The following is a 19,698-nucleotide window of genomic DNA, read 5'->3' as shown; positions in this document are numbered from 1 at the left end:
CCTGAGGCGGATCTGCGCGCACCAGGGCAATCAGGAGTTTATATGAAACACAATCTTGCTGACGCCCGTATCAACGTGGCGCGGCCTGCATGGCAGCATCAGCGGCTGGTGCCGCGCATCGTGCATATCGGCTGCGGCGCGTTTCACCGCGCGCATCAGGCGTTGTATCAACACCATCTGCTGGAAGTGAGCGACAGTGACTGGGGGATTTGCGAGGTCAATCTGATGTCTGCCAGCGGTAAAGCACTGGTGGAACAGCTGCGCGCGCAGGATTTACTGTACAGCGTGACTGAAAAAGGGGCGACCGGCCAGGTGGTAAAAATTATCGGCGCGATCCATTCTGCGCTGCATCCGGCGCTGGATGGATGCGAGGGCATTTTACAGGCGCTGGCGCGGCCGGAGACCGCCATCGTGTCCCTGACCATCACGGAAAAGGGCTACTGCACGCAGGGCGCCACAGCAGAGCCGGATTTCAGTCATCCTCTGCTGGAGCAGGATCTGGCGCATCCTCATCAGCCTGCCTCCGCCATCGGTTTTATTGTGGAAGCGCTGCGTTTGCGGCGTGAAGCGGGCTTGCCCGCTTTCAGCGTGCTTTCCTGCGACAATCTGCGCGAAAACGGCCACGTGGCGCGGGCTGTTGTTACCGGTCTGGCGCAGCAGCGCGATCCCGATCTGGCGGCCTGGATTGACGAACACGTGACGTTCCCCTGTACCATGGTTGACCGCATTGTCCCTGCGGTGACGGAAGAAACACAGCAGGAGATCGCGCAGCTGCTGGGCACAGAGGATCCGTGCGGCGTCGCCTGCGAGCCGTTTCGCCAGTGGGTCATAGAAGACAACTTTGTTGCGGGGCGTCCCGACTGGCAGCGCGTCGGCGCGCAATTTGTTACGGATGTCGCACCGTTTGAACTGATGAAGCTGCGGCTGCTGAATGGCAGCCACTCTTTCCTGGCGTATCTGGGCTTTCTTGGCGGCTGCGAAACCATCGCAGACACGATGCAGCTTCCCGCTTATCGTCGCGCCGCGCTGGCGCTGATGCTGCAGGAGCAGTGCCCGACGCTCTCGATGCCGGCAGGTGTCGATCTGGTGGACTACGCGCATCAGCTGATTGAACGCTTCAGCAATCCGTCGCTGCGCCATCGGACAGCACAGATTGCCAGCGATGGCAGTCAGAAACTGCCGCAGCGTCTGCTGGACGCGCTGCGTTACCATCTGCGCCACGGCAGTGACTGTCGCCATCTGGTGCTCGGTGTGGCGGGCTGGATGCGCTACATCCTCGGCGAAGATGAACAGGGGCAGCGTTACACGGTGGCAGACCCGCTGGCGGCAAAATTTGCGCAAATCAATCAAGAGTATCCGTCAGGTGCCGGACGCGTGCAGGCATTGCTTGCGATTGACGCGATCTTCCCTGCGGATCTGGCCGCCAGCGATACGTTCGTCACGGCTCTGCAGCAGGCTTATGCCGCGCTGTGCGAACAGGGCGCCAGAGCAGCCGTAGCCTCACTGAATCCGGAGTCAGCATGAAACCTTTTATGGATGATGATTTTCTGTTGCAGAGCGAGGTGGCGCGTCGTCTGTACCATGAGGTGGCAGCCGAAATGCCCATTTACGACTATCACTGCCATCTTAATCCGCAGGAGATTGCCGAAGATCGTCAGTTCGCCAACCTCGGTCAGATCTGGCTGGAGGGTGATCACTATAAGTGGCGGGCGATGCGGGCTGCCGGTGTCGATGAAGCGCTGATCACCGGCCATGCTACCCGCGATTATGACAAGTATCTTGCCTGGGCGCAGACAGTGCCAAAGACGCTGGGAAACCCGCTTTACCACTGGACGCACCTTGAATTACGCCGGCCGTTTGGGATCACCAACACGCTGTTTGGCCCGGACACGGCCCCGCAGATCTGGGACGCATGCGCAGAGCAACTCGCCACGCCAGCGTTCTCAGCGCGCGGCATTATACGCCAGATGAAGGTGCGTATGGTCGGCACCACTGACGATCCGGTGGATTCGCTGCATTACCACCGGCAGATTGCAGAAGACAGCAGCTTCGATATTGACGTCGCGCCCAGCTGGCGGCCGGACAAGGTATTTAAGATTGAGCTGGAGGGCTTTCCCGACTATCTGCTGCGGCTGGAAGCCGCTGCAGATGTCGCCATCAACAGCATGGAGACGCTGCGCACAGCGCTGCAACGCCGTCTCGACCACTTCTCGGCTCACGGCTGTCGCGCCGCCGATCACGGCATAGAGACGCTGCGGTACGCGCCGGTGCCTGATGACCGCGTGCTGGATGCGATCCTGGCCAAACGGCGCAGCGGCGGCCTGCTGAGCGAAGAAGAGGTGGCACAGTTCAGCACGGCGGTGCTGGTCTGGCTGGGCGCAGAGTATGCCCGCCGCGGCTGGGCGATGCAGCTGCACATTGGCGCTATCCGCAATAACAGCACGCGCCGGTTCCGGCAGCTGGGTCCGGACAGCGGGTTTGATTCCATCGGCGATGGGCCGATTGCCTGGCCGCTGGCGCGCCTGCTGGATGCGATGGACAGCCAGGATCGGCTGCCGAAAACCATCCTTTACTGCCTCAACCCGCGCGACAATGAGGTGCTGGCAACCATGGCCGGAAACTTCCAGAGCGCGGAGATGCCGGGCAAAATGCAGTTTGGATCGGGCTGGTGGTTCAATGACCAGCGTGACGGTATGTTGCGGCAGCTGGAACAGCTTTCACAGATGGGGCTGCTGAGCCAGTTTGTCGGCATGCTGACCGATTCGCGCAGTTTCCTCTCGTACACGCGGCATGAGTATTTCCGCCGGATTCTGTGCAATCTGTTCGGGGAATGGGTGCGTGACGGCATTGTGCCGCATGATGAAAGCGCGCTGGGCGCGATGTTGCAGGATATCAGCTTCCACAATGCCCGGCGCTACTTCACCCTTAATCCACGGTGAACATCCCGCCCTGTGTTATAGTGCAGGGTGGAAAATCTGGCGGCTCAGCGCCTGAAACAGCAGAAAAGAGCTCTATGAAACTACAAGCTTCCGCACAGCGCCCCTATCAGGAAGTGGGGGAGATGTTACGTAACATGATTATGCAGAAACAGTATGCCGTGGGCGAGCGTCTGCCGCCGGAGCGTGAGCTGGCGATGCTGCTCAATGTCACGCGCACGCTGGTGCGCGAAGCGCTTATCATGCTGGAGCTGGAAGGGCTGATTGAGGTGCGGCGCGGAGCGGGAATCTACGTCGTCAACGACACCCCGGCACCACGCGCCAGCGCTCAGCCGGCCTGTAACGCTGCGGGACCGTTTGAGATGCTGCAGGCCCGCCAGTTGCTGGAGAGCAACATTGCCGAATTTGCTGCGCTCCAGGCTACGCGTGAAGACATCATCAAAATGCGTCAGGCGCTGGCGCTGGAAGAGCGTGAACTGGCCTCCGGCGCGGTCAACGAGAGTGAAAATGGCGATCGCAATTTCCATCTCGCCATTGCTGAAGCCACGCATAACAGCATGCTGGTCGAGCTGTTTAAGCAATCCTGGCAGTGGCGTGAAGACAATGTGATGTGGAGTCAGCTTCATCGTCATCTGGTGAACACCAGCTATCGCAAACAGTGGCTGGAGGATCACAAAAAGATCCTCGCTACGCTGATTAAAAAAGACGCACGCGCTGCGAAACAGGCGATGTGGCAGCATCTGGAGAACGTTAAGCAGCGGCTGCTGGAGTTTTCAGACGTGGATGACATTGATTTCGACGGCTATCTGTTTGAGTCCTGGCCGCTCTACTCTGCCAGCACGCCGGAAAGCTGAGGCCGTCCCCCAGCGCCTGTCGCCAGTACCGCGTCAGGCGCTGACCACGCCAGGCACAGCACGGTGATGCAACCGCGACTCACTACCCATACGCTTCCGCTCCCCATCGACACCGGCACCCGCCGCCATCATACAGCCGTTAAGAAAACGCTGGCGCCAGGCGGGAAAGCCGGTGCATGCTGTTCGCACAGCCTGATTCACCCTGCTGTTGCCATTGTTTCTCACCGAAAAGGAAAGCTATGAGTGATTCTGCCACCACCGCCATTGGCCTGCTGCTGTTTCCGGCCCTGACGCAGCTCGACCTGACGGGTCCATTCGAAGTGTTTGCCCGCGCCCCGCATACTCAGGTTCATCTCATCTGGAAAACGCTGGAGAGCGTCACGTCTGATCGCGGGATGAAGCTGCAACCCACCACCACTTTTGCCACCTGTCCGGCGCTGGATGTGATTTGTGTGCCCGGCGGGCCAGGTCAGATTGATCTGATGGCGGATGAAGAGGTGCTGACTTTTCTGCGCAGGCAGAGTGAGCAGGTGCGTTATGTAACCTCGGTCTGTACCGGCTCGCTGGTGCTGGGTGCCGCCGGTTTGCTGACCGGCTATCAGGCCACCACGCACTGGGCTTCGCTGGATCAGCTGGCGTTATTGGGTGCACAGCCGGTCGCGGAACGCGTGGTGCGCGATCGCAACCGCATTACCGGGGCCGGCGTCACGTCAGGGATTGATTTTGCGCTGAACGTGGTCGCAGAGCTATATGGCAGCGAGGTGGCGCAGGATCTGCAATTGCAGATGGAATACGATCCCGCACCGCCGTTTGCCACGGGTTCACCGCGCACCGCCACTCCGGCACAGCTGGAAAAAGTACGGACGCAGATCGCGCCATTCATAGAAAAGCGGCGGATGGCAACGGTTAACGCCGCAGCAAAACTGCATACGTTGCCGTGAACAGGGCTGCCCGGCAGCGCGGGCTGACCCTGCGGCAGATAACGTTAGCAGGCGTTTGCCTGGTGAACAGCTTCGCTGCTTTGCTGGCCCAGCGCGCGCGCCTGGGCTAATCCCGCCTGTTGTGCCGCGCTGTCCAGCGGATGCAGCAGTGTCAGCGCGGTCACCTCAACGCCGCAGTAATCAAAAATGCCCTCTGCCACCTGCTTGCGCAGCGCATCCAGGTAGCCGCGTCGCAGGTAGGTTTCCTGCGGGGCGCCCGCAATGCCAATGATCTGCGCTTTCAGGTGCGTTAAGCGTTTTTGCACGCCGGATTCCGCATCGTAATCAAACGCCCAGCCCTGGGTGAATACGCGATCAATCCAGCCTTTCATCAGCGCGGGCATTGACCACCAGTAGACCGGAAACACCAGCACCAGCCGGTCCGCCCGATCGATACGCTGCTGTTCTGCCTGCGTATCGGCGGCGGGTTCGCTGCGGCCATTGAACACGGCGTTATCCTGTGCGTTAAACCGCGGGTCAAAACCTTCTGCGAACAGGTCAGCCACTTCCCAGCTATGACCTGGTAATTCTGCAAGCCCGGCAATAAACGCCTCTGCTACGGCTTTGGTGTAGGAGTCGGCGTCGGGATGAGCAGTAACAATGAGGGTGTGCATAGCAGATAACTCCTTATTTAAAGAAGAGGCGCGCGAAGCACAGACGCATAATCTGCTGAGCATAGAGGATGCCGCGCCCGCGAACTAAACGGCGTGTGCGCTGGCGGCCGGATAAGCCGCGCAGTTGTCGTCAGCAGCCGTAACCCCTTAATATTCGCATAAGAATTCGCTGATATAGTGAAGCAGGGCAAACCAATGAGAATAAATCAATGATGAACAAATACGCACGGTCGCAAATCCTTTTTCACTGGCTGACTGTCTTACTGCTGGTTGTCGCCTATGCGACGATTGAGTTGCGTGGCCTGGCAGAGAGGGGCAGCTGGCAGCGCAACGCCGTGATGATTACTCACTTTTCTGCGGGTTTTTGCGTGTTGCTGCTGATGCTGGCGCGTCTTTTTCTGCGCACACGGAAAACTACTCCGGCCATTACGCCGCCGCTGGCGCGCTGGCAGACCGGATTATCGCATCTGGTGCATACGCTGCTGTATGCGCTGTTCGTGACTTTACCGGTGCTGGGGCTCACCTCCCGCTATCTGCGCGGCAAAGCGTGGTCGCTGTTTGGACTGAATATGCCGGTCGCCACCGCGCCCGATCCGGAAACGGCCGCCATGCTGATTGACTGGCATGAAACCCTGGCTCCGCTGGGTTACTGGCTGATTGGTTTGCATGCGCTGGCCGCGCTGTTTCATCACTATTTTCTGCGCGATAACACGCTGCGCAGGATGATGCCGTAACGCGGCAGGCTGCTGGCACTGCGGTGCCTTTTCTCACCGGCATCGCCTGCGCATGCCGGTTTACCTTTCTGCAATGGAATCCAAATGGTCTGGTTGATCGCCAAATATGCCATCACCGCGTTTATGGTGGTGCTCATCTCCGAAACGGCAAAGCGCAGCGATCGGCTCGGCGGTCTGCTGGCGGCTTTGCCGCTGGTCACCGTGCTGGTGCTGATCTGGATGAAACTGGAAGGGCAGACGCAGGAAAAAATCAGCGCCCATGCCTGGTACACGTTCTGGTATGTGGTGCCGACCCTGCCGATGTTTATTCTGTTTCCCTTTTTTTATCAGCGCATCGGTTTCTGGCTGACGCTGCTGCTCTCCTGTGTCATCACCGTGGTGCTGTTTGCGCTGTGGGCGCTACTGCTGAAACGCTTTGGCATCGTGCTGCTGTAGCCGACGTAATCAAGCCTGCGCCCGGCGATGCCAGTAAAAAATATGCCGGGCGGGTCAGGCGTCAGGCAGGTTGAAGATCCGCTTAAGCGCTTGGCGCCCTCGCGCTGTGACCTGAACTTCACGATAGCCGGTCACGCGGGTCATCCACGCTTTGCTGATAAAAAACGTCATCATGGCCGAGCCCGCCTCACCGCCCAGATGGAACCGCCGCTCGCTCCAGTCCAGACACGCGCAACAGGATTTGCGGCGGGCGGCAGGATTCAGCAGGACGCCCATCTGTGCGAACTGGTGTTTTCCGTCCGCTGTCAGGGCGCTGCCATCACTCTCCAGCCATCCCTGCTGTAGCATAAATGCATACATCTCAACCGCCAGTTCACCCGCCAGGTGATCGTAACAGGTGCGGGCATAGCGCAAATGCGCTGGCGTCCGCGTGGCAGGCGGAACAGCGGCGTGCATGGAGACGCCCATCAGATTCTCCAGCAATCCGGCGACATGCTGCCCTGCCAGACGGTAATACCGATGCCTTCCCTGTGAAAGGCAAATAACCAGCCTGCTGTTCAGCAGTCTGGCCAGATGACCGCTGGCGGTGGAGGCGGCAATGTCGGCCAGCACCGCCAGCTCCGTGGCGGTCCAGGCACGACCATCCATCAGCGCGCAGAGCATCGTCACCCTTGATGGGTCAGCTAAGGCTGACGCAACCTGTGACATTGATGTCTCCAGCGCGTCAGCGGATGGCGCGTTATAGCCGGTATTCAAACCCTTCATTCGGTCATGATCGCCCATTTGCGGGTGACGTCTGCGGCACGACGATTATCATCGGTAAGCAGAATCAGTCGGTTAGCGTGATCGCTATATTGAACCAGAATGTTAATCCCATTCTGTGCCAGGGTGGCAGCAATTTCGCCCAGTTCGCCAGGGCGTGCCTGGGCTAATTTTCTGATTACCGGACGCGCCAGGCCGCGTACCTCGAAACCGTTAGCCGTTAGCAGCTGCTGCGCCTTCTCACCCTCTTCAACCAGAAAATGGGCATGCGCTTCTGCGGAGGTGGTAAACACGCCACCGCCCTCCAGTCCGATACCGTGAGCGCCCAGCAGCGTGCCCAGTGCCGCCAGTTCACCCGGCGAAGAGTTAAGCTGAACATGTACATCAAACATGGGCCGAATCCCCTTTCTCTGATGCGTAATCCCGCAGCACATGCGCAACGCGAATGCTGTAATGCGCGAAGATCGACTGTTTGCCCTCCAGCCGGGCTGCCTGATGTTTTTCATTCTGCTTCCATGCTGCGATGGACGCCTCATCGCGCCACCACGATAGCGACAGAATTTTCCCAGGCTGATGCAGGCTCTGGAATCGCTCTACAGAGACAAATCCCGGTACGTCTGCCAGCAAAGGTTTCATTTCTGCTGCCAGTTCAACATAGCGCGCCAGCGCCTCTGGTCGTGCTTCAGCTTCAAAAAGGACGGCAATCATGGTTTAGCTCCTGCGTGAATGTACAGAGAGTTTATCGTCGCGCGCGCAGCATGCTTCGGTGCACACCGAAATATGCCTGCCTGTTGATTTCCGCGGGTTCTGCAGCAGGGTGTCGTCAGCGATCCGCTTCCCGCTGCGGCGCGGGCATCGGATGATCAATCGGCTCGCATACCGTCCAGTTGTAGTTGACGCGCGCCAGCATGAGCGGGGCTGACACTGCCCCAAAGTCAAAGGTTTGCTGGCGAAAAAAACAGGCCCGCAGTGGCGCAGGCAGGCGGTCTGCCTGATAACGCAGCAGCGTGCTGTGCCAGAACGGCGCGGGTAACGGACCGCTGCCGTGTCGCTGCCGCAGTTCATTTTGCCAGGCAGAACCTGCCACCCGTTCGCAAAAGGCGTGGCGCAGGGCGATCGCCGGGGCATCGGGGATCCCGGCCAGCAATAGCTGTGCGGGTAACGCCACCAGCCGGAGTTGCCGGATGACAATCGGCTGCGCGCGATAGGGCTGCCAGAGGTCAACCAGCGCGGTGGTTTTGGCCGGCAGCGGCGCGTTTGCTGCAAACAGCGGCAGGGTGATCGGCAAAAAGGTGAAATGAAAGCCGCTTGCCGGCAGCACATCGGCCAGCGGATCGCCGGCTGTCAGCTGCTGCAGACCTTGCAGCAGCCGGGCGACCGGATTGGTCAGCGCCGGTTTTATGCCGGCTGCCAGCGCCAGCCGGTCAGGATCATAATAGTGCGATGATTTAACGGCACCGATGTCCGCCTTTTCCTGCCACAGGGCCAGCGTCTGCTGGTTGGCTGCACGGTAGGCGCGTTCAGGATCTGTCATCGTCAGGTTACCTCTGTTGCGGGCTGAAAAGCGTTGCCGGATATCAATCGCGTTATTCCTGCTGGCGGCGCAGTGCCGTTTTGCGTTGCGCGCGCGTCTGTTCCGCCTGCATCAGCAGGCTTAATAATGCCGGCAGCAGCGTCAGGGTTGCCAGCGTGGCCACCACCAGTCCGCCAATAATCGCACGTGCCATCGGCCCCCAGAATACCTGATGCGCGATGGGCAGCATGCCAAGAATGGCTGCGCAGGCTGTCAGAATGATCGGACGGGCGCGATGCAATGCGGCACAGGCAATGGCGTCATCGGCCGCATAGCCTGCGCGCCGGTTGCTCTCTGCTTCGGTGATGAGTATCACCGCATTGCGGATAATCATCCCGGCGAGTGCGATCACGCCCAGCAGCGCCACAAAGCCCAGCGGCGTGCCGGTGGGCAGCATCGCCAGCACCACGCCCGGCAAGCCACAGGGCGCCATCGCCAGTGCCAGCAGCATACGTGATATCTGCTGCAGCTGGATCATCAGCAGCACCAGCATGATCACCAGCGTCACCGGCAATATGCTGATGACGGACTGGTTACCTTTGCCGGATTCCGCAACGACGCCTTCCTCCTGCAGATGGTATCCGGGCGGCAGCTGCGCCCGAAAGCGGGTGATGGCCGGCTGTAATCCGGCAGAGACATCCTCTGCGCGCAGGCCGGGCGCCGCATCCATCTGCACGGTGATAAACGGCAGCCGCTGCCGCCGCCAGATCACGGCGTCTTCCAGCCCGGCCTGAGGATGGGCAATCTGCGCCAGCGGAATTTTTGCGCCGCTGGCGGAGGTCAGCACCAGCGAGGCGATCAGGCTGAGATCCTCCCTGGCACTGGCGTCAGCTTTCAGTACCACATCAATCAGCCGGTTGCCCTCACGCACCGTGGTCACCACGCGACCCGACCACAACGTGTTGAGATACTGCGCCAGTGCGGCAGAAGAGAGACCAGCCGCCCTCGCGGCGGTCTGGTTGACAACAAAGGTGATGACACGCTGCGGCTCGCCGGCGGTCTGATTCACCTCACGCGTCAGCGAAGAGCTGCCAAGCACGCGCGTCAGCGTTTCTGCCAGCGAACGTACCCGGGCGTAATCGGGCCCGCTGATCCGGTAACGCACCGGCCAGCCAACCGGCGGCCCCAGCTCCAGCGGCGAAACGCGGGTCGTCAGCGTATGAAAATCCCGCGCCAGCAGCGCGGTCAGCTGCGTCTGCAGGCGCTGGCGGGCCGCCAGATCGCGCGCCACCACCACGAACTGCGCGGTGTTTTCATCGTCTGGCAGCACCTCCATCGGCAGGTAAAAACGCAGCGCACCGCTACCCACATACGCAGAGTAGTGATCAATGGCGGCGTTGCCCTGCAGCGCCTGCTCCAGCCGCTGCACCTCACGTAGCGTGGCTGCCTGCGAAGCGCTGGCTGGCAGCGTCAGGCTGACCAGCAGTTCCGGCCGGTCGGACGCGGGGAAAAACCCGCCCTGCAGCGACATCGCTCCCAGCGTGGCCAGTAACAGTGACATCAGCGCCAGCGTCAGCGTTATCCGGCGATGCTGCAGCACCCAACTCAGCAGCTGACGATAGAGCCGGCCAGCCAGGCCAGGTGCAGAGGTGGGCGATGCAACGCGCGCCGGGAGCAGCCAACTGCCAATCAGCGGAGAAAACAGCACGGCCACGACCCACGAACTGAGCAGGGCGATCAGCACCACCGCGAACAGGGAGTAGCAGTATTCGCCAGCGCTGGAAGCGGCAAATCCCACCGGGATAAAACCGGCAATCATCACCAGCGTGCCGGTCAGCATCGGGAAAGCGGTGGTGCGGAACGCATAGCTGGCGGCATCGCGGCGGCTGTCGCCGGCTTCCAGCCGGGAGACCATGGTCTCTACGGCGATCATGGCGTCATCGACCAGCAGGCCCAGCGCAATAATCAGCGCGCCCAGAGAGATGCGCTGCAACCCTATGCCCGCCAGGTGCATACCGCTGAAAGTCATTGCCAGCACCAGCGGAATCGCCGCCGCCACCACCAGGCCGGCACGCAGGCCCAGTGAAACAAAGGAGACCGCCAGCACAATGGCGATCGCTTCGATCAGCACCCGCACAAAGCCGGCTATCGCCTCGCTGACCACGCGGGACTGGTCAGCCACCTGAATCAATGACATGCCATGCGGCAGACGCTGCGCCTCCGCCTGCATGCGCGCGCGCAATGCCTGTCCGAAAGCCAGCATATTCCCGGAGGGTGTCATGGCAATGGCCAGCCCGACCGCTGGCTGGCCATTAACACGAAACAGCGGCGCGGGCGGATCGGCTGCCTGCAGGGTCACGGTGGCAATCGCCGTGAGCGGCACATAGTGGCCATTCAGGTAGAGCGTCACCGCTTGCAGGCTCGCCGCGCTGCGCCACGCGCCGCTGACGCGCAGCGCGATCAGGTCATCCGCTGTGCGCACGGTCCCTGCCGGCTCAACCGCATTCTGCGCCTGCAGGGCATCGCTGACCTGCTGCAGGCTCAGACCCATACTGGCCAGCCTGCGCGGCGAGAAAGCGATAACCAGCTGCTGCTCCTGCTCACCGGGCAGCGTGATTTTTTCCACATCCGGCAGCGTCATCAGATCGCGGCGTATCGCCTCCGCCCGGTCGCGCAGCGCGCGCAGACTGAAGCCGTCTGCGGTTAAGGCATAAAGGGTGCCGTAAGTGGCGTCAAATTCATCATTGACCGCCGGGCCCTGTATACCCTGCGGCAGCGAAGGCGCGCTATCCTGCATCTTTTTACGGATCTGATACCAGATTGCCGGCACCCGATCTGGCGGCGTGTCGTCACGCAGATTGACAAAAATGACGCTGCGCCCGGCGTGCGTTTCGCTCTGAACATTATCGAGCCAGGGCAGCGTCTGCAGCGTTTTTTCCAGCGGATCGGTCAGCAGCTGCACGGTATCGTTAAGCGGCGCGCCCGGCCATTGTGCAGAAACCACGGCAGTTTTGATGGTAAACGCTGGATCTTCGTTGCGCGTCAGCTGCTGGTAATAGAATACGCCGGTCGCCATCAGCAACAGCATCAGAAACGCCATCAGCTGCTGGCGCTGCAGTGCCCAGGCGGAGAGGTTAAATGGGGTTTTCATTCGTCGTTACCCGCCTCGCCAGCCACACGCTCATTATCGCGCAGGGTTCTGACCCCGGCGGTGACAATCTGCTCACCAGGGCGGATGCCCGCGCTGACAAATACGGCCGTGGCGGAGTAGTGATCGATGACCACAACGCGACGCTGCACGCGCCAGGTGCGGGTGTCCAGCACAAACACGGCGGGCTGTCCGGCCAGGCGCGTCAGCGCGGTGGCGGGCAGGGCAAGGGTCGCGGCACCGGCCGCGGGCAAGGTTACGATGACGCTGGCGCCGGGCATCATGCCTGGCGGCGGATTGATCAGAGTAATACGAACCCGCCACGTGCGGGTCTGCGGATCGGCCTGCGGACTGATGTCGCGCAGCCGTCCGGTGGCAGCAATTGCCGGGCTGTTAAGCAGCGTAACCTGCAATGGATCGCCCGCGTGGCGTGCGATCACGGCGGGGTCGGCCACATCCACGACCGCGTCCCGGCCATCGCCCTGTGCCAGCGTCAGCACCGTCTGACCGGCGCTGACCCCTTCGCCCGCTGCAACGCTGACGCCGGTAATCACGCCGCCGGCCGGGGCGGTGAGGGTGGCCCAGCGCAGATTCTCCCGGGCGGTATTCAATGCGGCGGTGCTGCTCTCCAGACGGGCGCGGGCGGTCTGCCAGTCGGACTGCGCCGTATCCAGTTGTACCCGGGCGATGGCGCCGGAAGGCATCAGCGCACGCAGGCGCCTGAGATTAAGCGCGGCCAGCTGTGCCGCAGCACGGGCGCTTTCCACCTCTGACCGGGCGCTGCTTAGCTGATTTTGTCCCGTCTGGTCATCCAGCGTTGCCAGTACCTCACCAGCCTCCACGCGGGCGCCAATGTCGACGCGACGCGTCAGCACGCTGCCCGCCAGCCTGAAGCTCAGGGCAACCTCATCATGGGCCCGCACCTCGCCGGTCAGGCTGAGGGACGCAGCACGGGTGGCCGCCGGTGCCGTCAGGGTTTTTACCGGACGCGGCGGCGCTGGCGCGCTGACAGGTGGCTGACCACAGCCGGTCAGGGTGAGCAGCAACGTGAGTGCGGCGGGCAGCAATGGCAGCAGGGCATTCAGCCGCCGCATGCTGAGCAAATGGTCAGCGGCGGAGCCGAGCAGGCGGGTCAGTTCATCAGTCATGGCGCATATCCTGTAATAAGACAGCGCCATTACATCCGCTGACTATCGAGATTCAGCGGATGGATGGTCAAGAAAATATCAAGATGGCAGAAAAGCGTGCGTCAGCGTGCGGGCAGGGTGATCCGCAGACATAAACCGCCGCCTGCCGGCAGGCTGGCGCAGATATCGCCACCGTGCGCGCGGCAGATTGCCCGCGCGATAGAGAGCCCCAGCCCGCTGCCGCCGGAATGACGCGCCCGCGAGGTGTCGCCGCGGCTGAAGCGTTCAAACATTGCGCTGAGAAAGTCGGGGGCCACGCCGGGTCCGGTATCCTCAAAGGCCATGACCCAGTGTGTCGCCTGCCGCCGCAGACTGATGTTCAGAGCCGTGCCCGGCCCGGCATAGCGCAGGGTATTTTCCAGCAAAATGGTAAACACCTGGCCCAGCCGAAACGCATCGGCACAGAGCGTGCCGCGATCGGCCACGTTCAGCGTCACGGTGATGGCTGCGCTATCCAGCTGCGGTTTCAGCCAGGCGATGCGTTCACGCAGCAGCTCCGCGGCGTCGCAGGCTGCCGGTTCAAGAATCAGCTGCCCGGCATCCGCCAGCGAAAGCAGGTGCAGGTCATCTATCAGCCGGCTGAGGTAGCGCAGCTGGCTCATGATCAGATGATGATGGCGGGGATCGGCCTCAAACACGCCATCGATCAACCCCTGCAGCCGGCCAATGGCCGCCGTCAGCGGGGAGCGCAGCTCATGCGCCATCGCCACATGCGAGGCCCGCAGTTCCCGTTCATAGTGCGCCAGTTGCTGCGTCATGCTGTTAAAGTCGGCGGCAAAGTGCTGCACTTCCGCCGGGGCTGCGGTAATCAGAGCCGAGCGGGCATCAAACCGCCCGGCGGTCACCGCGTCAGCGGCGTGGCGCAGCGCACTGAACTGCTGCGACAGCGGACGGGCATGACGCAGACCAAAGTAAACAATGAAAGGGATCGTTACCATGACCAGGATGCCGACGGTAATCCAGTCGGAGGAGGCGATAGAAGGATCGGTGTAGCGAATGCCCCACCAGCGATCGACAATCGCATGGTAGCGGGCCGGATCGCGTTCAGGATGTTCACGCAGCGCCTCAAAGGCCTGCAGCACCTCGGGCGGCATATGGTGCGTAATCCATAAATACTGCACCGTGAAGCGCAGCCACATGCACAGCGCGATCAGCACCACGGTGCCAATCGCCAGCGTCAGGATGCGCAGACAAAGCCAGCGCCAGAGGGTTTGCGGACGTTTCTCTTTCATGGCTGGCGAAACCGGTAGCCGACGCCGCGGACGTTAAGCAGCACGTCATGGATGCCGGCGCTCTCCAGCTTACGGCGCAGGTTATACACGTGGGTATCCACCACGCGCTCCAGCGCATCGCTCTCCGGCAGGCACTGTTCCAGCAGATACTGGCGGCTCAGCGCGCGCACCGGTGCCCGCATCATTGTCACCAGCAGAGAGAATTCCGTTGGCGTGGCGTCAACGCGGGTGTGCCGGGCGCCTGGCCCGGTGACCGTAATGGTCATCGCGGCGGTATTGACCTCCAGCCCCTGCCAGCGCAGGATCTCCTCCTGCGGTGTCCGCGCGCTGCTGCGCCGCAGAACCGCCTGCACGCGGGCGACCACTTCGCCGGGATGATAGGGCTTTACCACGTAATCATCTGCGCCATAGCGCAGCGCGCCGATGCGGTCCGGCGTGTCGCCCATTGCGGTTACCATGATCACCGGTACGTCGCTGACGCGTCTGATTTTCGCCAGAACTTCTGTTCCGTTCAGGCCGGGCAGCATAATATCCAGCAGCACCAGATCGGGCTGCCAGCGCTCTGCCATCGCCAGCCCGGCCAGCCCGTCTGCCGCAATACGCACCTGGTAATTTTCCCGGCGCAGATAGGCCTCCAGCACCTCAGCCGCATCGGCGTCATCCTCGATAATCAAAATAGTTTTGTTCTGCATGCTTCACCTTGACAGTTTCTTCATAAATCCCTGGTGGTTTATTGATACAACCACGGGATACTCCTGATGCGCACTGCGGCCGCCCGGGCAAGGGGCGGAAGAGAGACAAATAACGAGGCAACACGATGATAACCAGAAACGCATTTTTGTACATGAGTAGCCTGGCCTTAATCAGCGCCGCCATCCCGGTACGGGCGGATGACCCGCAGGATGGCGTGACCCTTGGGCTGGGCGCGCAGTCCGCGCCGCGCTACAGCGGCAGCGACAGCCTGCGCCTGCAACCGGTGCCGGTGTTTCAGGCGCGCAAAGGCGCTTTTTTTGCCGATGCGCAGAAAGGGATTGGCTATGACCTGCAAACCGATAACGGCATTTATCTGGAGCATTCGCTGGGCTACAGCCTGGGCCGCAGCGATCGCGATTCGGACTGGCGAGACGGCGCAGACAGGCTGAAAGGCATGGGGAGTATTCGCGCTACGGCAAATACCGCTCTGGCGCTGGGCTGGTCGCTGACGCCGTGGCTGATCGTGGAAGGCAAAGCCACGCTGCCGCTCAGCGACGCGCAGGGCGTGAACTATCAGGCGTCAGTAACGCTGGTTCCGCTTCAGGGAAGCACTGACACGCTGGCGTTCTCTGCGGCAGGGTTATGGGGCGATGCGCGTTACATTAACACCTGGTATGGCGTCAGTGCCGCACAGAGCCGCCGCAGCGGTTTTCGTCGCTATGACGCCGCCGGCGGATTTTACGGCATGACCACCAACCTTAGCTGGAGTCATCAGTTTGATGCGCACTGGGGATCGTTGCTGAGCGCGGGCTATACGTGGCTGGACGCGCACGCAGCGGAGAGCCCGCTGGTGGCGCAGCGTAACCAGCTCAGTGCGCTGGCGGGGTTTACCTACACGTTCTGACGCGCAGAGGGAGAAAGGGCAACCGGATGTGACGCAGACCGCATAGTCTTCCTGTGCAGCGGTGCAGATTAAAGATTCGCGGCGGCATGGCCGATAACCCGGGTAATGACTTCTGACCCGGAATCCCGTCATACAGGCGTGTCTGCCCTGCAGTGCATGAATGACGCCGTGCGAATGGCTACCCTCTTCGTCACCGGCCAGCATGGAAGTCGCGTAACTGAACATTTTTACCGCACTCCCTCCCGGCGGGTGAAGGCGGCAACGATGGCGATCAGAAAGTCTGTAACACCGGGCAGCCTGCCCGTTTTGTATCGTCAGCAAACAACGGAGCCGACCATGACCCCTGTGATCACCCCTACTTTTTCCGCTGTCTGGTCCACGGACGCACGGGGCATCTGCGTCAGCAGCCAGGAGAGTCCGGCTGGCCTGATGCCGGCGCTGAAAGGTGTGACGCTGTGCGCCTGGCTGCGGCTGGCGCAGGCGGATGAAGATGGCAGGATAGCGCTGCAGCTTACCGCCGCGCTGGAGTGTGTCTCCCCGTTTCATCTGGAAGTGCCCATTCAGTGTCTGGACGGCATCACGCGGCACGTCATTGTATCCGGCCTGCCGGATGACCATGCCGGTGCGTCACACCGGCAATATAACGGCTTCATTATTGATATCACCGGCCAGCGCAAAGCGCTGGAAGAGGCGCTGCGTACGGCAACAGAGTACCGGCTGCTGATTGAAAACAGCACCGATTTGATCGCGCACTGCGATACCGAAGGGCGATATGTTTCTATCTCTCCCTCCTACTGCGAAATGATTGGCTGGTCCGCCGATGAGATAATTGGCCGGCCGGTGGTGGATTTCCTGCATCCCGACGACCAGACGCCAGCCAGCGAGGCGCTGGGGCATATTTTTAGCGGTGGCGAGCTGGCGGACGTCGTCGAGGTGCGCAAGCTGCATCGCGACGGGCACTATGTGGCCCTTGGCACCAAGGCGTGCGGTGTCAGCGATCCCTCCAGCGGCAAAAACATCGGCGCGGTGCTGGTTTCGCGCGACATTTCCCGCGACAAAGAGAAACTGCACAAACTGGAAACGCTGGCGACCCGCGACACGCTGACCGGCCTGCCGAACCGGGCCTGGATCACTGACCGGGTGAAGCGGATGCTGGCGCAGCATCCGGCGCTCACCACGGTGATGTTTATCGATCTCAATGGCTTTAAAGCGGTGAATGATTCAATGGGCCACGCCACCGGCGATGTGCTGCTGCAGCAGGTCAGCGAGCGGCTGCAGCGCTGCATGCGTCCGGGCGATGCCGTGGCGCGACTGGGCGGCGACGAATTTGTGGTGGCCGCGAAGTGCGGAACGCGTGACGCTGCCGCCGGTATCGCCCGGCGGATGCTGGAAACCCTGCGTGAGCCTTTTTTAATGAATAACATGGAAGTGCGCATTGGCGCGGCGATTGGCATCAGCCTTGCCGGCTCTGCAAAGCCGGATGCCGCCGTGCTGTTTGAGCAGGCCGATAAAGCGATGTACCAGGCGAAAGCGCGCCGGGGTGGTTCCTATCAGTTTTTCTGACCGGAAGATCTGCCGTTGCGCTAAGCCGGCAGTACAGTGTCTTTCCTCAACGTCCCGCGCCCTCCACCAGTACAAACGTTGCCTGAGCCGCCCCGGCGCGTAGCGCTCTCGCCTGCTGATAAGCCGGACTGTCGTAAAAGCGTCTGGCTTCAGCAAACGAAGGAAATTCGAAAATCACATGTTTTTCATGGGATTCTCCCTCCAGATTCGCATATTGCCCGGACCAGGCAAGGATGTCGGGATTAATCCCGCGCCGCCGGGAGCGACTGTTATGATTGCCCACCGGCGCACTCTGTGCTGACGCATCAGAGCCCTTTAAGCGTGAACTGACGCCGTATTGACCCCTTTATCAGATGATTTTCCTGTGCAACCTGTACGCTGTCAGCCCTCGCGGCAGGCTATGCCAGTCATACCCTGCAACCGGCGAACGTAACGCCGTAAGGCGCGGCGTCTGCAGGCCTGCTGCACGGATGAGGATGGTAATGTGTTACGCAGGCCGATATAACAGGGGAGTAAGGATCATCCACCGCAGAGGACATTATGGCGCTGACACAGGAATTACTGTTGATTTACACCACCTATTTTGTCGCCACGGCCAGCCCGGGGCCGAGCAATATGGCGATCATGGGGACCGCCATGAAAAACGGTCGCGGCGCGGCCCTGGCGCTGGCGGCCGGCGTTATTGGCGGCTCTATGCTGTGGGCCCTGCTGGCTGCCTGCGGAGTGCTGACCGTACTGGCCACCTTCGCTCAGCTGCTGATTGTGCTGAAAATCGCCGGCGGGCTCTATCTGTTATGGCTGGCGTTCAAAGCCGGGAAGTCGGCGCTGCGTAATGCAGAGGTGAGCGGGCCGGAAGAGAGCCTGGCGAAAAGCAGTTTTGGCCGGCTGTTCCGCCAGGGGATGCTGATGCATGTGGGCAACCCGAAAGCGATCCTGACCTGGGTGGCAATTATGTCTGTGGCGCTCAAGCCCGACGCGGCGGCTGCCACGCTACCGCTGATTATCGGCGGCTGCGCGGCAATCTGCATCACGGTGTTTTGCGGTTATGCGCTGCTGTTCTCGACGGCCGCCATGGGCGCATTCTATCGCCGTATCCGGCGCGGCCTGGATGCGCTGTTAGCCTGCTGCTTTGCGGTTGCCGGTCTGAAGCTGGTGTTCAGCCGCCAGGGATAATCGCGCGCCTGCCGATGTGCGGCATGGCCTGGCCGGCGGCTGAAACGGGTCCGTCGGCCAGGCGCTATTTCCCGGCTTTCCCGGTAGCGTCAGGCGCTTCCCGGTAGCTGCCGCCCCACGCCTCCGGCACGCCATCGCTTTGCGCCGCGCCGCTGATAATCAGCTGTAAAATCACCGCGGCAGCCTGCTCAGGGGAATGCATCACGGCTGCGCTCTCCGTTTCCTGTTGCGTTGCCTGATGCTGTCCGGACTGGACCGCCTGATAAAATTCGGTCGCGGTCATAAAGGGATAAAAAGTCGAGACGCAGATACCGGCAGACGCCAGCTCAAGGCGTGCCACGCCGGAGATCATATTCAGCGCCGCTTTGGTGCTGGTATACGCGGCCGAGCCCGGATAGATCCCCAGGGTGGCGCCGGAACTGATGTTGATGATGCTGCCGCCACCCTGCTGGCGCATAGGCGGAATCACAGCCTGCATCATCATCAGCGGCGCAATCAGATTAAGCTCCAGCAAGGCACGAAAGTCCGCTGCCGCAATCGCATCAATGCCAGCGTATAACCCCTGGCCCGCGTTGTTAATCAGCACATCAATGCGTCCGAAATGGCGAAGCGTCTGCTGCACGGCCTGCTGGATGTGATCGGTCTGGGTGACATCACACGCAATGGCCAGCGCAGCCGGAAGCGTCGCGGCCAGCGCGTCAATGCGCGCTTTACGCCGTGCTAACAGCACGACCTGCGCGCCTGCCTGTGCCGCCGCCCGGGCGGTTGCCGCGCCGATACCGGACGATGCGCCGGTAATCACTATCACCGCATTCTGAAGGTTCATCATCTTCTCCTGAGGGTTGTCTCCGGCACTGCCCTGCGCAATGCTGCGGGTCATGACAGCCTAACCGGCACCGCGCTGGCAAGCGGCCCTGATCCTGTCTAAAATTTGCCTGATTCTGCTTTTCTGCCCGCTGCGGCCTAACCA

General features: G+C 61.4%; 20 protein-coding genes. 9 read left to right on the top strand and 11 right to left on the bottom strand.

Features of this window, described 5'->3' with window-relative positions:
- The first annotated feature begins 42 nt into the window (after window positions 1–42).
- The 4 genes from D8B20_RS19615 (at window position 43) to D8B20_RS19600 (ending at window position 4,731) form a co-directional block, all read left to right on the top strand.
- On the top strand, window positions 43–1,524 hold the full coding sequence (locus tag D8B20_RS19615) for a fructuronate reductase (protein WP_145891449.1): 1,482 nt from the start codon (window positions 43–45) through the stop codon (window positions 1,522–1,524).
- Entirely contained in the window at window positions 1,521–2,939 is a 1,419-nt protein-coding gene (gene uxaC / locus D8B20_RS19610; RefSeq protein WP_145891447.1) for a glucuronate isomerase, read from the top strand. Before D8B20_RS19615 ends, uxaC begins: the two co-directional genes overlap by 4 nt.
- Before the next feature lie 74 nt (window positions 2,940–3,013).
- Window positions 3,014–3,790, top strand: a complete 777-nt coding sequence (gene uxuR / locus D8B20_RS19605) for a Uxu operon transcriptional regulator (RefSeq protein WP_145891445.1) — start codon at window positions 3,014–3,016, stop codon at window positions 3,788–3,790.
- Window positions 3,791–4,029: 239 nt separating this feature from the next.
- Entirely contained in the window at window positions 4,030–4,731 is a 702-nt protein-coding gene (locus tag D8B20_RS19600) for a DJ-1/PfpI family protein (protein WP_145891443.1), read from the top strand.
- 44 nt (window positions 4,732–4,775) lie between these two features.
- Here the strand turns inward: D8B20_RS19600 and D8B20_RS19595 are convergent, their stop codons facing one another.
- Window positions 4,776–5,384, bottom strand: coding sequence for an NAD(P)H-dependent oxidoreductase (locus tag D8B20_RS19595; protein ID WP_145891441.1), 609 nt, complete (start codon window positions 5,382–5,384; stop codon window positions 4,776–4,778).
- A gap of 209 nt (window positions 5,385–5,593) precedes the next feature.
- Between D8B20_RS19595 and cybB the strand changes: the two genes are divergently transcribed.
- Window positions 5,594–6,118 carry a cytochrome b561 gene (cybB, locus tag D8B20_RS19590; protein ID WP_145891439.1) on the top strand — a complete coding sequence of 175 codons (525 nt, stop codon included), beginning with the start codon at window positions 5,594–5,596 and terminating at the stop codon, window positions 6,116–6,118.
- Between the two features lie 84 nt (window positions 6,119–6,202).
- A complete protein-coding gene (locus tag D8B20_RS19585) occupies window positions 6,203–6,553 on the top strand; it encodes a DUF3147 family protein (protein ID WP_145891437.1) in 351 nt (116 codons plus the stop codon).
- A 54-nt stretch (window positions 6,554–6,607) separates the two neighbouring features.
- Here D8B20_RS19585 and D8B20_RS19580 read toward each other — a convergent pair whose 3' ends face one another.
- From D8B20_RS19580 to D8B20_RS19545, 8 genes are all read right to left on the bottom strand, one after another.
- Window positions 6,608–7,318 (bottom strand): ArsR/SmtB family transcription factor, encoded by a 711-nt coding sequence (locus D8B20_RS19580; protein WP_261388112.1) that lies wholly within the window; start codon window positions 7,316–7,318, stop codon window positions 6,608–6,610.
- Window positions 7,315–7,707 (bottom strand): amino acid-binding protein, encoded by a 393-nt coding sequence (locus D8B20_RS19575; RefSeq protein ID WP_145891433.1) that lies wholly within the window; start codon window positions 7,705–7,707, stop codon window positions 7,315–7,317. The genes D8B20_RS19580 and D8B20_RS19575 overlap by 4 nt, the downstream gene beginning before the upstream one ends.
- A complete protein-coding gene (locus tag D8B20_RS19570) occupies window positions 7,700–8,023 on the bottom strand; it encodes an antibiotic biosynthesis monooxygenase family protein (RefSeq protein WP_145891431.1) in 324 nt (107 codons plus the stop codon). Before D8B20_RS19570 ends, D8B20_RS19575 begins: the two co-directional genes overlap by 8 nt.
- A gap of 115 nt (window positions 8,024–8,138) precedes the next feature.
- Window positions 8,139–8,849: a hypothetical protein gene (locus D8B20_RS19565; RefSeq protein WP_145891429.1), complete on the bottom strand. Its 711-nt coding sequence runs from the start codon at window positions 8,847–8,849 to the stop codon at window positions 8,139–8,141.
- A gap of 52 nt (window positions 8,850–8,901) precedes the next feature.
- On the bottom strand, window positions 8,902–11,979 hold the full coding sequence (locus D8B20_RS19560) for an efflux RND transporter permease subunit (protein ID WP_145891428.1): 3,078 nt from the start codon (window positions 11,977–11,979) through the stop codon (window positions 8,902–8,904).
- Window positions 11,976–13,124, bottom strand: coding sequence for an efflux RND transporter periplasmic adaptor subunit (locus D8B20_RS19555; RefSeq protein WP_145891426.1), 1,149 nt, complete (start codon window positions 13,122–13,124; stop codon window positions 11,976–11,978). The genes D8B20_RS19560 and D8B20_RS19555 overlap by 4 nt, the downstream gene beginning before the upstream one ends.
- A 101-nt stretch (window positions 13,125–13,225) precedes the next feature.
- On the bottom strand, window positions 13,226–14,395 hold the full coding sequence (locus tag D8B20_RS19550; RefSeq protein WP_145891424.1) for a sensor histidine kinase: 1,170 nt from the start codon (window positions 14,393–14,395) through the stop codon (window positions 13,226–13,228).
- The gene (locus D8B20_RS19545; protein ID WP_145891422.1) at window positions 14,392–15,087 is read right to left on the bottom strand and encodes a response regulator; all 696 of its coding nucleotides are present in this window, start codon (window positions 15,085–15,087) and stop codon (window positions 14,392–14,394) included. The genes D8B20_RS19550 and D8B20_RS19545 overlap by 4 nt, the downstream gene beginning before the upstream one ends.
- A 125-nt stretch (window positions 15,088–15,212) precedes the next feature.
- Here D8B20_RS19545 and D8B20_RS19540 point away from each other — a divergent pair, with 125 nt between their 5' ends.
- A complete protein-coding gene (locus D8B20_RS19540) occupies window positions 15,213–15,992 on the top strand; it encodes a MipA/OmpV family protein (RefSeq protein ID WP_145891420.1) in 780 nt (259 codons plus the stop codon).
- Between the two features lie 336 nt (window positions 15,993–16,328).
- Window positions 16,329–17,555, top strand: a complete 1,227-nt coding sequence (locus D8B20_RS19535; RefSeq protein WP_145891418.1) for a sensor domain-containing diguanylate cyclase — start codon at window positions 16,329–16,331, stop codon at window positions 17,553–17,555.
- Between the two features lie 46 nt (window positions 17,556–17,601).
- Here the strand turns inward: D8B20_RS19535 and D8B20_RS19530 are convergent, their stop codons facing one another.
- Window positions 17,602–17,838: a DUF1330 domain-containing protein gene (locus D8B20_RS19530; RefSeq protein ID WP_145891416.1), complete on the bottom strand. Its 237-nt coding sequence runs from the start codon at window positions 17,836–17,838 to the stop codon at window positions 17,602–17,604.
- A 257-nt stretch (window positions 17,839–18,095) separates the two neighbouring features.
- Here D8B20_RS19530 and D8B20_RS19525 point away from each other — a divergent pair, with 257 nt between their 5' ends.
- Window positions 18,096–18,728 carry a LysE family translocator gene (locus D8B20_RS19525; protein WP_145891414.1) on the top strand — a complete coding sequence of 211 codons (633 nt, stop codon included), beginning with the start codon at window positions 18,096–18,098 and terminating at the stop codon, window positions 18,726–18,728.
- 64 nt (window positions 18,729–18,792) lie between these two features.
- Here the strand turns inward: D8B20_RS19525 and D8B20_RS19520 are convergent, their stop codons facing one another.
- Window positions 18,793–19,557 carry an SDR family oxidoreductase gene (locus tag D8B20_RS19520; RefSeq protein WP_315901173.1) on the bottom strand — a complete coding sequence of 255 codons (765 nt, stop codon included), beginning with the start codon at window positions 19,555–19,557 and terminating at the stop codon, window positions 18,793–18,795.
- Window positions 19,558–19,698 lie beyond the last annotated feature (141 nt).

The sequence above is a fragment of the Candidatus Pantoea soli genome, assembly GCF_007833795.1.
In the GTDB taxonomy this organism is placed as follows: Bacteria; Pseudomonadota; Gammaproteobacteria; order Enterobacterales; family Enterobacteriaceae; genus Pantoea; species Pantoea soli.
The sequence above is the reverse complement of the archived record's forward strand: the minus strand, read 5'-3'. Positions and strand labels throughout refer to the sequence as shown.